This is a genomic window from Ruegeria sp. K11, from assembly GCF_056531905.1.
The window spans coordinates 1-13,628 of record NZ_JBQFMP010000031.1; the positions used below are offsets into that span (position 1 = coordinate 1).

A 13,628-nucleotide genomic window follows, 5' to 3' on the forward strand; every position below is an offset into this window, starting at 1 on the left:
CCACCTGCCTTGGTCCCATCATCGCCGCACCTCCGCTCATAAAACGAGTGAATCAGCGACACACCAACCAATCAACAGACTTTTTCAACACTATCCGGACATTCCTGGCGTTCGCAGGAGTAATGCCAATGGTAGCTTTCGTTCCGTAGCGGCTTGCTTGAACGCGAATAATTGTGCCACCCTAACTACGTTGCTTGAATTGACTCGTTACATCAAAACCTATTCAGGAAAAAGAAAATGCTCATCGACCAGCTAGCAGCCCTAGCCGCGACAGCAGCTTTGTTGGTCGTATCCCCCAAAGCAGTTCTCTCACAGGAAACTGTCCACGGCGGCGACGTGACAATCGATCCTGCTGCAATCTCGCAAACCGCGCGTTTGGGTTCACGTAGTTATTCACCCTACGCCAACCGCAGTTTTCCCATCCGTCCACTATGGGGTGATCAGCACGTCCATTCCGGCTGGTCATTCGACGCAGGTTTCATCAATGCACTCTCTCCTGAAGATGCGATGCGCTTTGCAAGAGGTGAGCAAGTAGAGACAACGTTTGGCGTGCCTATCCAGTTGTCGCGCCCGCTCGACTGGCTGGCGATGACCGACCATTCGGACCTTCTCGGCATTCCGCCGGCATTGCGAGCAGGTGACCCGGCCTTGGTTGAAGCGGACGAAACGCTGGCTGAATGGAGCGAGGTCATGCAGTTGAATGATATCGAGACAGCCATCCAGGTGGGCATGTCAGCGATCCAAGCCCAAGGCAACAACACTCTGCCGGATGCTGCCAAGGATGAAGACTTCTTCCGCGACACATGGCACGACTACACTGAGATTATTGAAAGTTTTAACGAACCAGGCAGGTTTACAGCTCTTATCGGCTACGAATGGACGCCAAACGAAGGTCCCGGCAACAACATGCACCGCAACGTGATTTATCGCGGCGGTAAAGACACGGCTGATCAGATGCTGCCCTACACGACCTTTGAGAGCTACGACCCTGAAGACCTATGGCGCTGGATGGAAACCTTCGAGGAGACGACAGGTTCGCGGGTGCTGGCCATTCCCCACAACGGCAACCTATCAAATGGGCTGATGTTCGACGACGTGACCTATACCAGCAAGGAACCTCTCGACGCGGATTATGCCCTGCGTCGTCAGCGGTTTGAGCCAATCTATGAGGTCACCCAGATCAAGGGCGACGGTGAAGCCCACCCGATGCTATCGCCAGACGACGAGTTCGCGGACTACGAGACCTGGGACGAAGGGAATCTCAACCTTACGCCAAAAGAACCCGGTATGATTGAGCGGGAGTACTATCGTGAGGCATTGAAACGAGGTATTCGGATTGAGCAGGATATTGGCGAAAATCCATTCCGCATCGGGGCTGCAGCCGGAACAGATTCACACACAGCCTTGAGCGCGGTCGAAGAAGAAAATTTCTTTGGTAAACACTCCGGCGTAGAACCCTCGCCTACGCGTTGGGAACATACCGTATTATCATTTGATGGACGTGAGGTTCTTGGCTGGCGGCAAGCTGCATCTGGATATACGGCGGTTTGGGCGACCGAGAACACCCTTGAGGCAATCTGGGACTCGATGGCACGCCGCGAAACCTACGCCTCTACTGGACCGCGCATGACGGTCTGGTTCTTCGGCGGGTGGGAATTTGAGCAGGACGATGTGGGCGTCCGCGAACCCGGCTGGGTCGGCTATGACAAGGGCGTTCCCATGGGATCAGACCTGCCGACCGGTTCCGATGGTGCAAACCCGACGTTCTACGTCGCAGCCTTGAAAGATCCAATCGGTGGCAACCTTGATCGCATTCAGATCGTTAAGGGATGGGTCGATAACGAGGGCAACACCAAGGAAAAAATTTACGATGTTGTCTGGTCCGGCGACCGGGAAATCGGAGTTGACGGCAAACTCCCCGCTGTTGGAAACACAGTGGATGTCGCCGCCGCAACATGGACAAACACGATCGGTGCGCCTGAGCTTATCGCCGTTTGGGAGGACCCGGATTTTGACCCCGCCCAACCGGCGACATATTATGCGCGCGTACTACAGATTCCGACACCCCGCTGGACGGCCTACGAAGCCCTGCGCTTTGATATTGAAATGCCTGACGAAATTCCGATGACGACGCAGGAGCGAGCATATACCTCGCCGATCTGGTACAGGCCAACCGAATGATGATCACAAAGCAGAACTTCGGACAAAGTGAAACTATAACTGCATCGGGCTCACAGGAGACATTCGGCCAATTGGATGTCTCATAAGAGCTCCATCAACTCTTTATGACGAACAGTATACGCCTGCCGAACCTCAACTGGCGGGCGTAGCGTGATCCGCAACCCCTCCATCACCGCCTTGTCCGGACGACCAAAGAACTTGGTCGCCTCAGCCTCGGAAAACCCGGCAATCTGGGTCGCTTCCATCCAGGCGCTGATCTTGTCGGCCTTCTTGATCTGGCGTTTCACAGTCTTCGGCACCTCGGCGGGCAAACCGAACCGGATGTGGATCGCCGCTGCCAGACGGTCATCCAGCGCGCCGTAATCAGGGCCGACGGCGGATTTCACCGGCGAGATCATATCTCCGATCACGTATTCGGGTGCGTCATGTAACAGGGCGGCCAGACGCCATTTGGCGGGGGCTTTGGGGACGATGCGGCCAAACAGCTCTTCGACCAGCAGAGAGTGCTCGGCCACGGAATAGGCGAAATCGCCGCCTGTTTGCCCGTTCCAACGCGCCACAAATGCCAATCCGTGTGCGATATCCTCGATTTCGATGTCCACCGGCGTCGGATCCAGCAGGTCAAGCCTGCGGCCCGACAGCATTCTTTGCCACGCTCGGGGTTGTGTTGCCATTCTGCCATGCCTTGTGAAGTCGGACACATTCTTTTCTCGTTTTCGTGCTAAGATGTACCTGTCAAGATCACCAGCTGCCAACTTTTTCTTGAGCGTTTGTGCTTTGAACCGGCGCGTTGTGATCCCGACATGAAGTGCTGAGGGGGGCGCACGCTCCTCCCGGTGTGCCCCTCTCGAAACGAAACTCGTATCGAAAGGAGCTTGCTATGTTCAAGCGTTTGTTTGGAATTGCCCTGGCCTTTGGAATGGCCGCCACTGCCCCTCCGGCTTTTGCTCAGCAGAGTTGCGCACAGCGCGAGCATGTGATCGCCAAGTTACAGGACAGTTACAAGGAACAGCTGGCCTTTGGTGGATTGCAGAAATCGCGCGGCGGACAGTCGGTCATGGAGGTCTGGACCTCAGAGGAAACGGGAAGTTACACCGTTTTGGTGACCCACGCGAGCGGCCTGAGTTGCATTGTCGCCGTTGGCACCGACTTTTTCGAGGCAATCCCGAAAATCAAAGTCGAGGGCACGCCAAGCTGATTTTTAAGGCGTAAGAACCCGTTTCCGGCCATCTTCGTTGCCACACAGATAAAGGGATGCTAGTGGCAATCCGGACTGTGAATTACCGGAGTGGAGCACCTGATGGCCGGGGACTATATCGTTAAAGACATTTCATTGGCGGGTTTTGGCCGCAAGGAATTGGATATCGCGGAAACCGAAATGCCGGGGCTGATGTCCCTGCGGGCCGAATATGGCGACAGCAAACCTCTGTCAGGTGCGCGGATCGTCGGTTCGCTGCACATGACCATCCAGACCGGGGTACTGATCGAAACGCTGGTAGCACTTGGCGCGGATGTGCGCTGGGCGTCGTGCAACATTTTCTCGACCCAGGATCACGCGGCGGCGGCGATTGCCGAGGCGGGCGTTCCGGTCTTCGCCATCAAGGGCCAGACGCTGGAAGAACACTGGGATTATCTCGACAAATCCTTCCTGTTCGACGACGGCCCCAACATGATCCTGGACGATGGCGGCGACGCCACGCTGTATATCCTGCTGGGCGCGCGCGCCGAAGCAGGCGAAGACATCATCCCCGTTCCGGGTTCGGAAGAGGAAGAGGTGATCAAGAAGCAGATCGCCAAGCGTATGGCGGCCTCGCCCGGTTGGTTCACCAAGATGCGCGACCAGATTCAGGGCGTGTCCGAGGAAACCACCACTGGCGTGAACCGCCTGTATCAACTGGTGAAGGACGGCCACCTGCCGTTCCCGGCGATCAACGTGAATGACTCGGTCACCAAGTCGAAGTTTGACAACAAATACGGCTGTAAGGAATCGCTGGTCGACGGTATCCGCCGCGCCACCGACACCATGATGGCCGGTAAGGTTGCCGTTGTCTGCGGCTATGGCGACGTGGGCAAAGGCTCGGCAGCTTCGCTGCGGGGCGCGGGTGCCCGCGTGAAAGTCACCGAAGTTGATCCGATCTGCGCGTTGCAAGCGGCGATGGACGGGTTCGAGGTCACCCTGCTGGAAGACGAAGTTGCCAGCGCGGATATCTTCATCACCACCACCGGCAACAAGGACGTGATCCGCATCGAGCACATGCGCGCGATGAAGGACATGGCCATCGTCGGCAACATCGGTCACTTCGACAACGAAATTCAGGTGGCCAGCCTGAAGAACCACAAATGGACCAACATCAAGGAACAGGTGGACATGATCGAGATGCCTTCGGGCAATCGGCTGATCCTGCTGTCGGAGGGGCGTTTGCTGAACCTAGGCAACGCCACCGGGCATCCTTCATTCGTGATGTCGGCGTCCTTCACCAACCAGGTTTTGGCGCAGATCGAGCTGTTCACGAAGGGCGACCAGTACGAGAACAAGGTCTACATCCTGCCCAAACATCTGGATGAAAAGGTCGCGCGCCTGCATCTGGATCGCATCGGCGTCAAGCTGACCAAGATGGATGCGGAACAGGCGGCCTATATCGGCGTGAAGCCCGAAGGCCCCTATAAGCCCGAACACTACCGCTACTGATCGCGGATCAGGGATGACCGAACCTTCTGGACGCCGCCGGTTTATGCGGCTGGCGGCGTCTTTCTTTTCGATCATTGTATTTCTATGTCTTGTTGGATCGGGCGTGTATCTGCTGTTGGCGCATCCCAAAACGCCGCTGCCTGACCATTGGAATCCCCTTCGGGACCTGACCCTGACCGCCCCGGTCACACCTGCCACCAAGTTCCAGCTTAATCGCGCGCTGGCGGACGAGGCACAGTGCCGGGCGGTGCTGTCGCAAGCCGGTGCCGCGTTCTCGGAGATGGAGGATTTGGTGGTCGATCAGAACTGTGGCATCGCCGGTCGGGGCTCGCTGTCACAGTTGGTCAGTGCTCGGGTCAGAGGTGTGGAAACCCGCTGCACCACTGCTCTGCGCCTCGCGATGTGGGAACATCATGTGGTGCAACCCGCCGCGCGCGACCTGTTGGGAACCGAGGTGCGCGCGTTGCGGCATCTGGGCAGTTACAATTGCCGCCGTATGCGCACCGCGCAGGGGGAAAACAGCGGATGGAGCAGCCATGCAACGGCGGATTCCATCGACATCGTAGGAGTAGAACTGGCCGATGGGCGAACACTCAGCCTGTTACAGGATTGGACGAATCCGGGCCCCGAGGCTGACTTTCTGCATCGCATTGGGAAAGGGGCCTGCGACTGGTTCCGCGTTGTGCTGGGCCCCAATTTCAATCGCCTGCACGCGGATCATTTCCATCTGCAAGGACCCGGTTGGGGCTATTGCCGGTAGGTATCCCGGCCCCGCATCGCAGGGCCGGGGTTTCGCCTAGCGTCCGCTGACCGCGTCAGACAGCGATTTGAACCGGACGATCTTGTAGATCCCCTTAGAGGCATCCTCGCCATTGTTCAGTACGGGTGAGCGGTGCAACTCGTTAATCGTGGCATAGACATAGCCATCCGCACCGATCGAGAACCCGTCTGGCCACGGCAATTCATCATCCGACTGGAATAGAACCTCATAGGTCCCGTCCGGCTTTGTCACACCCAGCGCATTGTCCGTCATCGCAGTGATGTAGACATTGCCGCCGGTATCGACGGTCGAACCATCCGAGATCGGCTTGTCGCCATAGCGTTCAACCTTCGCCTCAAGATCAGCGTCTGACAGGCTTTCGTCCAGCAGCGCGGCGGTCGGGATGCGGTACATCGCGCTGGCCGTCATCGGGGCGAAATAGACCCATGTGTTCGTCGGATCGACGGTGATCGGGTTGATGCCGATCTTGGCCGGATTGCCGCCCAGCGTGATCTCGCGCCCGTCGATCACCATCGGCGTATCCTCGGGAATCGTATATTGAGAGCCTTCCAGAACCCGTCGCGCACGCCCGGTGTCCAGATCGACCACGATGATGGCCGAGTTCTGACCGTTGCCTGTGTCCGAGATGTAGATGGCCCCGTGGTCGCGGTCCACGGCCAGATCGTTCAGGAACGAGGTCGGGCGCGCCACCGGAGCGCCGATATAGTGAATCGCATGCAGCGTCTCGGTATTGGTGTCCCAACCGACGATGCGCCCGGTCTGGTTTTCACCCTGACCGTCCAGCATCCACAGGATACCATCGCGGTCGGCGCGCAGGCCCAGCACACCGTTCAGCCCATCCGCATCATCCTTCGGGGCGCGGGCCCAGTCTTCGGTCGGGTAGGGTTTGGTGGACCCGTCGGGCATCACCTCAACCACGCGCAGTTCGGGGCCGTAGAATTCATGAACCGACATGAACATGCGCCCGTCCGGGCCAATGGCCAGATTGCCCGGGGGCATGGCCTTTTCGAACTCAAGATAGGTTTCCAACTCGGCCGCTGCGGCGGGCAGGGCCAGCGCAAGCGCGCATGTGGCTGCATATAGGGATTTCATCGGGTCCTCCTCTGGTGATGGCAGAGCAGATATCATTTGAATTTTTCCGCGATAACTGGCTCAATTCTGAAACCAGCGTTAGGAATTTTCGAATGTACCACGTGAACGACCTGCTGACCTTTGTCGCTGTCGCCAAAACCGGCGGCGTCGGGTCGGCGGCCAAAGCACAGGGGCTGTCTGCGGCCACGGTCAGCCACCGCATCACCAAGCTTGAGGAGGTGCTGAACCTCAAACTGTTTCACCGCAACAGCCGCAAGGTGCAACTGACGGATGAAGGGCTCATCTTTCTGGACCGGATCGAACCCCTTCTGGCCGATCTGCGCGAGGCCGAGCTGGACGCTGGCAGTGGCACCGGGGCCTTGCGTGGACATCTGCGGGTCACGCTATCGCCGTGGATTCTGTCGCGCTTCATTATGCCGATGATGGGTGCGTTTCAGTCAGACCATCCCGATCTGACCGTCGAGTTTCTGGCTGTGGACCGCTATGTCTCGCTGGTCGATGAGGGTATCGATTGCGCCATTCGGGTCGGTCAGATGGCGGACAGCACGCTGAAGGCGCGCAAACTCAGCGACAATGATCGCATCATCTGCGCGGCGCCCTCGTTTTGCAACAAGCACGGAACGCCACGCTCGGTCGAGGATTTGCGCACAATGCGCTGGGCGTGCCTGCCCTGGCAAACGCGGCTGGATATAGCGGACGGAAACGGCGCGGCGCTGTTTTCAATTCCGCGAGGAATCGCGGTCTCCAATTCCGACATGCTGACCGAGGCGGCGGTTCAGGGTCTTGGCCTTGCTGTCAAGTCCCGTCTGGCTGTGCAGCGCGAGCTTGAGAGCGGGGCGTTGTGCGAAATTCTGCCGGGTATCCTGAAATCGCCTGAAGCTCCAATTTCTTTCGTCCATACAGGCACTTCCACACCGGGTCGCAAGGTGCGTGCCTTTTCGACTCTGGCCAGTGCGGCGTTTCAACGAGCACGGGGCCAACCGAAGTCCGCTTAGGAGGCGAAGTGCGGATTTTTCCCCTTTGAGTGCGACACCCGCGCGATTAGCGTTCCGACATCTGATTATGAAGATGCAAAATCGCGGCAAACGCCGCTTTAGGGAGAGAATTTCATGGGAAAACGTGACGAGTTGATCGCCAAATACGCAGAGGACCTGAAGTCCAAATGCGGTATGGATGCGGACATGGACCTTTTGACCAAGGTCACCATTGGATGTGGTCCCGCTATCTATGATGCGGATGCATGCACGGTGGCTTCCAGCCAGGACGCTGAACTGGAAACCGTCAAGAACAACTTTCTGATCAAAAAGCTGGGCTTGTCGGATGGCCCGGAATTGATGGAAGGGATCAACAAGACGATCGAAACCTATGGCAAGTCCGAGCGGAACAAGTACCGGGCCGTGGTCTATTACATGCTGACCAAACATTTCGGGAAAGAGTCCGTTTACAGCTGATCCCGGATTTCCTTTTGCTGCACCCGTCAGTTCCATGGCGGGTGTTTTCAATTTTAGGCACTTGGCGTTTGATATCTTGAGGCCTGATCGGTTAAGGTATCAATGTGGCCAGGACGGTCAGAACCATAGATTTCTATACGCGTGTGGTGTGATGGGAGCACGCGGGGTAGGGAAGGTTCTGCACTGTCAGAACCTTCCCGATTTTCCTAGTTATTTGCATTCAAAAGCCGTGCGATAAATTGCTCAAACTGGCTGGGCTGCGCGCTTGGGCGCTGTGTGGGCTGTCGGCCGTTGCCTTCCAGGTAAACTTCGATATGTCCGGGGCGGGTTTTGCGGGCTGCACCAGTAAAGTCCCGTGAAATGCCACCAAGCGCCTCGGCCGCTGCCGCAGCTACGTCTGCATCCTGTTGGTGATAATAACGCACCTGAGTATCCCGGACGGAAAACCCCACACGCGCGGTGTCGACGATATTGGCTTGCCCGCCCGACAAAAGATTCAACGCCCGTGTTCCGGTTTCTGCAGGTACCCGATTTGGCACAAACAGCGATACATCCGAATTGATTGCGGGGCGCGCAACCGGCGGTGTGTCCAGTTCCGCGCGCAATGGTTCGATGGCCTGGATGGGCTCGGTCAACGCAATATTGGTCACTTGTGGCACAATGTCGGGCTCTGTTTGTGCTGCGACAGGGCGGGGCGCGCGCGCCACCTCGACCGGCAACGGATGGAATGTCGCCAATACCAAGGTTTGGGACGGTGCCAAAGCGGGGACGGAAACGCGCGACTCGGTGCCCGGGCCATAAAAGGCGAACGCAGTTTGCGCGACATCGGGTTGCTTTGAAATCAAGGGCGGCGTCGTATCCAATGAGCTTTCTTCCCGACCTGTTAGCTCCGGCAGAAAAACTCTGGCCGCCGGAGCATACGGCAGATCCCTTTCCGGGGGCGTTGGCCGCAGGGCAACCCTTGGCAAATCCGGTGCCATATCAGGAAGCGTCAACTGCACTGGAGCGCGGGTTTCGGATGCATAGGCCGCTCCGCTGAACAAAGACCCCAGGATTGCGCCGGGGTCGGACGGTGTTTGCAGACGGTTACCGGCCAGCTTATCCCAACTGGATATCGCGGTACTTCCACCCCAAAGCACGAATGCCACAATCAGCGCGGTCGCTAACACTTTTGGAAAGGCTGAATTAGACTCTCTTCCTTTGCGTCCCCGGTCAATTTCCGGCGAAACGGCCTGAGGTGTGACCGCGCGTTCCAGCGTCGATAGATGTTGAGCCTGCGGGCGTGGCGACGGTGTCTCAACTTCCGCTGAGACAGGTTTCCCGGCTTGATTTGCATTTGATTGCGCAAGTGCCTCGGCCCGTTGTTTCCGCGCGATTTCAAGACGTGCTTCCCACGTCAGACGCCTTGGCGCAGCATCATTGTCACGGGGACCACCACTTTTGTCATCACTGTCAGACACTGGCTCAAACTTTCACAACACTCGAAACCCAAACACACAGATTCCGGGACCGAAAAACGTGGTACCGAAATCGCTTGGCTGAACGTCAGAGATTATAGCAGTTTCTCTAGCCGCTGGGAAGAAAAGCACGAGGCTTATTCAATCATGCCGGGTTTGACCCAGAGCGCATACGGTTTCCCATTCCACTTCACTGACCGGTTGCACCGACAGCCGAGAGTTCTTGACCAGCACCATGTCCGACAACCGCTCGTCTGCTTTGATCTGGTCCAATGTCACAGGTACAGAAAACGGACGCACGGCCTTGATATCCACGCATTCCCAGCGTTCGTCATCCGTGGTGCTGTCGGGGTGGGCCTCGGCGCAGACCTCGACGATGCCGACAATCGCCTTGTCTTTTTGCGAGTGGTAAAAGAACCCGCGATCACCCATCTGCATCTGCCGCATGAAATTGCGCGCCTGATAATTGCGCACGCCGTCCCATTCTTCGCCGACTTCGCCTTTGGCGACCTGTTGGTCCCAGCTCCAGGTTGAAGGTTCGGATTTGAACAGCCAGTAAGCCATCAGCCGACGACCTTTTTCCACGCGATCAGTTCAACGGATTGGAACAGACCGGCTTTTGCATAAGGATCATTGTCGGCCCAGGCCCGGGCTGCTGCCATATCTTCGACCTCAAGGATGATCAGCGATCCGATCATTGCATCGTCGTTCAGCAGGGGCCCGGCCTGTGACACAACGCCGGTTTCCTCGATATAGGCCAGATGGGCCGAGCGATTGTCCAGCCGGGTTTGCAACGCGCCTTCCTTGTCGCGGGCGATGAGGGCGATCAGCATATTATTCCTCCTTCAGGGGTCGGTTCAGCAGAGTTTCGATAGCTTGGGTGACACTGTACGCACCGTGGCTGAGATCGGCCACCGTGGCGCTGATGGGCATGTCCAGCGCTTCGGCCGTGGCGATGTCAGACATGGCGCGGGCGGTGGCGACGCCCTCGACCGTAGTGGTGGTGTCAAAGGGCTTGTTTTGACCCAAACTCAGGCCAAAACGGTAATTACGGGACAGTTCGGACGAGCAGGTCAGGACCAGATCACCCAAACCGGACAACCCCATCAGCGTATCGGGCCGTGCGCCGCGCATCAGGGCGTACCGCTGCATCTCGGCAAATCCCCGCGTCATCAGCGCCGCACGGGCACTGTCACCCAACCCGGCACCTATGGCCGCGCCGCAGGCGATGGCCATGACATTCTTGAGCGCGCCGCCAAGTTCAGCTCCGGCAACGTCCGTGGTTCGGTAGAGGCGCAGGTTTGCAGTGGTCAGTTCGTGCTGCAGCTCATGCGCATCATCTTCGCAGGCCAGTGTCAGAGCGGTGGGCAGCCCACGCGCGATATCATCGGCAAAACTCGGTCCGGTGAGCAGGGCCGGGCGCGCATCCGGGATGGTTTGGCGGATCACCGAAATCGGGCCAAGACCCGTAGACAGCTCGATCCCCTTACAGCACGCGACCAGCGTCTTTCCGGCCAGCGCCGGGGCGTGATGCCGCAAGGCGTTGCGCATCTGCTGCATGGGCACCGAGATCAGTAGAGTGTCGCTGGCGGTGGCCACAGATATATCCGATGTGACCGAGATCGTATCAGGCAGCGTGACATCGGGCAGACGAGTTGCATTCATCCGGCTGGAGTTCATACGTTGGGCGTGTTCGTCATCCCGTGCCCACAAAGTGACTGACCCATTCCCCGCCAGCGAAATCGCCAGCGCGGTTCCGAACGCGCCCGATCCAAGCACCGCGACGCTCATGCCTTGGCTCCTTTCCTGCCACTGCCCAGCATGGCCGGGCTGGTCTGGTCCAGCGGCCATCTGGGACGGGCTGTCAGGTCTAACCCGTCCCGCGCCCCAAGGCGAAACCGTTCAATTCCGGCATAGGCGATCATTGCGGCATTGTCAGTGCACAGTGCCAGCGGCGGCGCGATGAACCGCGTGTTTTTTTGGTCGCAAATAGTCTCTAATGATGCGCGAATTGCGGAATTTGCCGCCACACCTCCGGCGACGGCGATCACCGGATCCGCTGGAGCATGTTCCAGATACTGATCAATTGCACGACGGGTCTTCTCGGCCAGTGTATCGACGACGGCTTGCTGAAATCCGGCGCACAGGTCTGCACGGTCTTGTCGGGTCAAGCCGCCCTGATCGGCCACGATCTGATCCCGCATTCGCATCAACGCTGTTTTGAGTCCCGAGAAGGACAGATCACACCCGGGACGATCCAGAAGCGGTCGGGGAAACCGAAAGCGCGAGGGATTGCCTCGTCGCGCTTCAGCCTCGACCGAGGGGCCACCCGGTTGTGAAAGGCCCAGCAGGCGGGCAGTTTTGTCAAAAGCTTCGCCCGGCGCATCGTCGATCGTACCGCCCAGTCTAGTAAACTGTTCCGGGCCGTGCGCGATCAGGTATTGGCAATGGCCGCCCGAAACCAGCAGCATCAGATACGGAAAAGCAATCCCGTCCGTCAGGCGCGGTGTCAGCGCGTGCCCGGCCAGATGGTTGACCCCGATCAGCGGCAGGCCGGTCGCGGCGCTGATGCCCTTGGCACACATGACGCCGGACATGACGCCGCCAATCAGACCCGGTCCTGCGGTTACCGCGACCGCATCCATATCGGACAGAGCCAGACCTGCATCCTTCAAGGCCTGCGTGACACAGATATCCAGCTTCTCAGCATGGGCGCGGGCCGCGATCTCGGGCACTACGCCACCGAAGGCACTGTGAAGCTCGGTTTGTCCGTGAACAATCGAGGACAACACCTCAGCCCCTTCGCCGCTTTGGCGCACGACGGCGGCGGCTGTGTCATCACAGCTGCTTTCCAGCCCGAGGACAGTAAGTGTTTGCACCATTGGCCCGATCCGTTACACCTTGATTGCCAAGCGGGGTATCACCCCGTGCGGATGCAAACAATCCCAAGGCCCAAGGCGCCGACTTTTGTATTTGTTGATGACCCGTCCCCGTGCCGCGTCCGAACGGTTCGTTGCACAGCTTTCGACCCGCGTCAGGTCACGGGTTGAGGTCATCCATTCTCCGATCCTGGATATCCGGACGCTGCCGGTTCAGGTGGATGTGTCTGGGATCAAAGGCCTTATCTTTACGTCGGCCAACGCTGTGAATGCGGCCGTCTCACTGGGCGTGACCCGAGACATGCCGGCCTACTGCGTCGGTTCGGTCACCACGGGAACAGCCACTGATGCCGGGTGGCGGGCGCAGATGATGGGCGCATCCGCGGAAGAGCTGGTTGCCACCTTGCTGCAGGCCAGACCAGTATCGCCGCTTTTGCATCTGCGCGGCGAGCACAGCCGGGGTAACATTGCGCAAAGACTGACCGAATCTGGACTGACAACACATGAACAACCCGTCTACCGACAGCTTTTGTTACCGCTGACATCGGACGCCCTTGCCGCTGCCGCTGGTAAAAAACCGGTTATCGCCCCGGTTTTTTCGCCCAGAACGGCGCGACATTTTGCCGAAACCTGGACGGGAAATGCGCCGTTATGGCTGGCAGCCATCAGCGAAGCGACCGCCGAACCCCTTTATTCCTTGGACTATGTGCATCTGAGGATCGCGTCAGAGCCGACCCCGGACGAAATGAGGAAAGCCGTTAAAAAACTTGTGAAACACGCGATGCGGGTTGAGGGTGACGAGACCTCCGATTAACTTGGTCAGGTCTGTTATTCATGTGTTTTTGGATTCGATAAGGGGAAGATTGCGGTGGCTGGTAAGAAAAAGTCCGATCAAAAGCCGGTGGAAGATCCCAAGTCGGATGACGTGGCCGATACCGGTGTTGACGCCGAAGGTACGACAGATGCTGTGACCCTTGACGCCGCCGAGCCAGTCGGGAAGGCCCCTTCCGAAGCCGAAGCCGAAGCCGAAGCCGAAGCCGAAGCCGAAGCCGAAGCCGAAGCCGAAGCCGAAGCCGAAGCCGAAGCCGAAGCCGAAGC

The 13,628-nt window shown here is 58.3% G+C and carries 14 protein-coding genes and 1 pseudogene; 8 read left to right on the forward strand and 7 right to left on the reverse strand.

Translation table 11 applies throughout. The features are described 5' to 3' along the window. The first annotated feature begins 237 nt into the window (after positions 1–237). The gene (locus ACR0K4_RS22625) at positions 238–2,181 is read left to right on the forward strand and encodes a DUF3604 domain-containing protein (RefSeq protein WP_480855877.1); all 1,944 of its coding nucleotides are present in this window, start codon (positions 238–240) and stop codon (positions 2,179–2,181) included. Positions 2,182–2,261: 80 nt separating this feature from the next. Here the strand turns inward: ACR0K4_RS22625 and ACR0K4_RS22630 are convergent, their stop codons facing one another. Further along, entirely contained in the window at positions 2,262–2,855 is a 594-nt protein-coding gene (locus tag ACR0K4_RS22630; protein WP_480519688.1) for an HD domain-containing protein, read from the reverse strand. A gap of 206 nt (positions 2,856–3,061) precedes the next feature. On the opposite strand from ACR0K4_RS22630, the gene ACR0K4_RS22635 reads away from it, so the two are divergent. From ACR0K4_RS22635 to ACR0K4_RS22645, 3 genes are all read left to right on the forward strand, one after another. After that, positions 3,062–3,379 (forward strand): hypothetical protein, encoded by a 318-nt coding sequence (locus tag ACR0K4_RS22635; RefSeq protein WP_480519686.1) that lies wholly within the window; start codon positions 3,062–3,064, stop codon positions 3,377–3,379. Between the two features lie 102 nt (positions 3,380–3,481). Further along, positions 3,482–4,870, forward strand: a complete 1,389-nt coding sequence (gene ahcY, locus ACR0K4_RS22640; protein ID WP_480855878.1) for an adenosylhomocysteinase — start codon at positions 3,482–3,484, stop codon at positions 4,868–4,870. 13 nt (positions 4,871–4,883) lie between these two features. Beyond that, positions 4,884–5,630 (forward strand): extensin-like domain-containing protein, encoded by a 747-nt coding sequence (locus ACR0K4_RS22645; RefSeq protein WP_480855879.1) that lies wholly within the window; start codon positions 4,884–4,886, stop codon positions 5,628–5,630. Between the two features lie 36 nt (positions 5,631–5,666). On the opposite strand, the gene ACR0K4_RS22650 is transcribed toward ACR0K4_RS22645, so the two are convergent. Beyond that, positions 5,667–6,743, reverse strand: a complete 1,077-nt coding sequence (locus ACR0K4_RS22650) for an L-dopachrome tautomerase-related protein (RefSeq protein ID WP_480519681.1) — start codon at positions 6,741–6,743, stop codon at positions 5,667–5,669. Between the two features lie 92 nt (positions 6,744–6,835). Here ACR0K4_RS22650 and ACR0K4_RS22655 point away from each other — a divergent pair, with 92 nt between their 5' ends. Both ACR0K4_RS22655 and ACR0K4_RS22660 read left to right on the forward strand, forming a co-directional pair. Beyond that, positions 6,836–7,738 (forward strand): LysR family transcriptional regulator, encoded by a 903-nt coding sequence (locus tag ACR0K4_RS22655; RefSeq protein ID WP_480519679.1) that lies wholly within the window; start codon positions 6,836–6,838, stop codon positions 7,736–7,738. A gap of 114 nt (positions 7,739–7,852) precedes the next feature. Continuing rightward, the gene (locus tag ACR0K4_RS22660; RefSeq protein WP_480519677.1) at positions 7,853–8,194 is read left to right on the forward strand and encodes a DUF2853 family protein; all 342 of its coding nucleotides are present in this window, start codon (positions 7,853–7,855) and stop codon (positions 8,192–8,194) included. 206 nt (positions 8,195–8,400) lie between these two features. On the opposite strand, the gene ACR0K4_RS22665 is transcribed toward ACR0K4_RS22660, so the two are convergent. The 5 genes from ACR0K4_RS22665 to tsaD form a co-directional block, all read right to left on the reverse strand. Continuing rightward, positions 8,401–9,342, reverse strand: coding sequence for a hypothetical protein (locus ACR0K4_RS22665; RefSeq protein ID WP_480855880.1), 942 nt, complete (start codon positions 9,340–9,342; stop codon positions 8,401–8,403). Between the two features lie 450 nt (positions 9,343–9,792). Further along, entirely contained in the window at positions 9,793–10,215 is a 423-nt protein-coding gene (locus ACR0K4_RS22670; RefSeq protein ID WP_480519673.1) for an EVE domain-containing protein, read from the reverse strand. Continuing rightward, entirely contained in the window at positions 10,215–10,484 is a 270-nt protein-coding gene (locus tag ACR0K4_RS22675) for a YciI family protein (protein ID WP_480519671.1), read from the reverse strand. The genes ACR0K4_RS22670 and ACR0K4_RS22675 overlap by 1 nt, the downstream gene beginning before the upstream one ends. 1 nt (position 10,485) lies before the next feature. Beyond that, positions 10,486–11,442, reverse strand: coding sequence for an NAD(P)H-dependent glycerol-3-phosphate dehydrogenase (locus ACR0K4_RS22680; protein ID WP_480855881.1), 957 nt, complete (start codon positions 11,440–11,442; stop codon positions 10,486–10,488). Continuing rightward, positions 11,439–12,533, reverse strand: a complete 1,095-nt coding sequence (gene tsaD / locus ACR0K4_RS22685) for a tRNA (adenosine(37)-N6)-threonylcarbamoyltransferase complex transferase subunit TsaD (RefSeq protein WP_480855882.1) — start codon at positions 12,531–12,533, stop codon at positions 11,439–11,441. Before tsaD ends, ACR0K4_RS22680 begins: the two co-directional genes overlap by 4 nt. A gap of 97 nt (positions 12,534–12,630) precedes the next feature. Here tsaD and ACR0K4_RS22690 point away from each other — a divergent pair, with 97 nt between their 5' ends. Both ACR0K4_RS22690 and ACR0K4_RS22695 read left to right on the forward strand, forming a co-directional pair. Continuing rightward, positions 12,631–13,344, forward strand: coding sequence for a uroporphyrinogen-III synthase (locus ACR0K4_RS22690; protein WP_480855883.1), 714 nt, complete (start codon positions 12,631–12,633; stop codon positions 13,342–13,344). A gap of 54 nt (positions 13,345–13,398) precedes the next feature. Next, a pseudogene (locus tag ACR0K4_RS22695) lies at positions 13,399–13,628 on the forward strand (hypothetical protein); the annotation flags it as partial.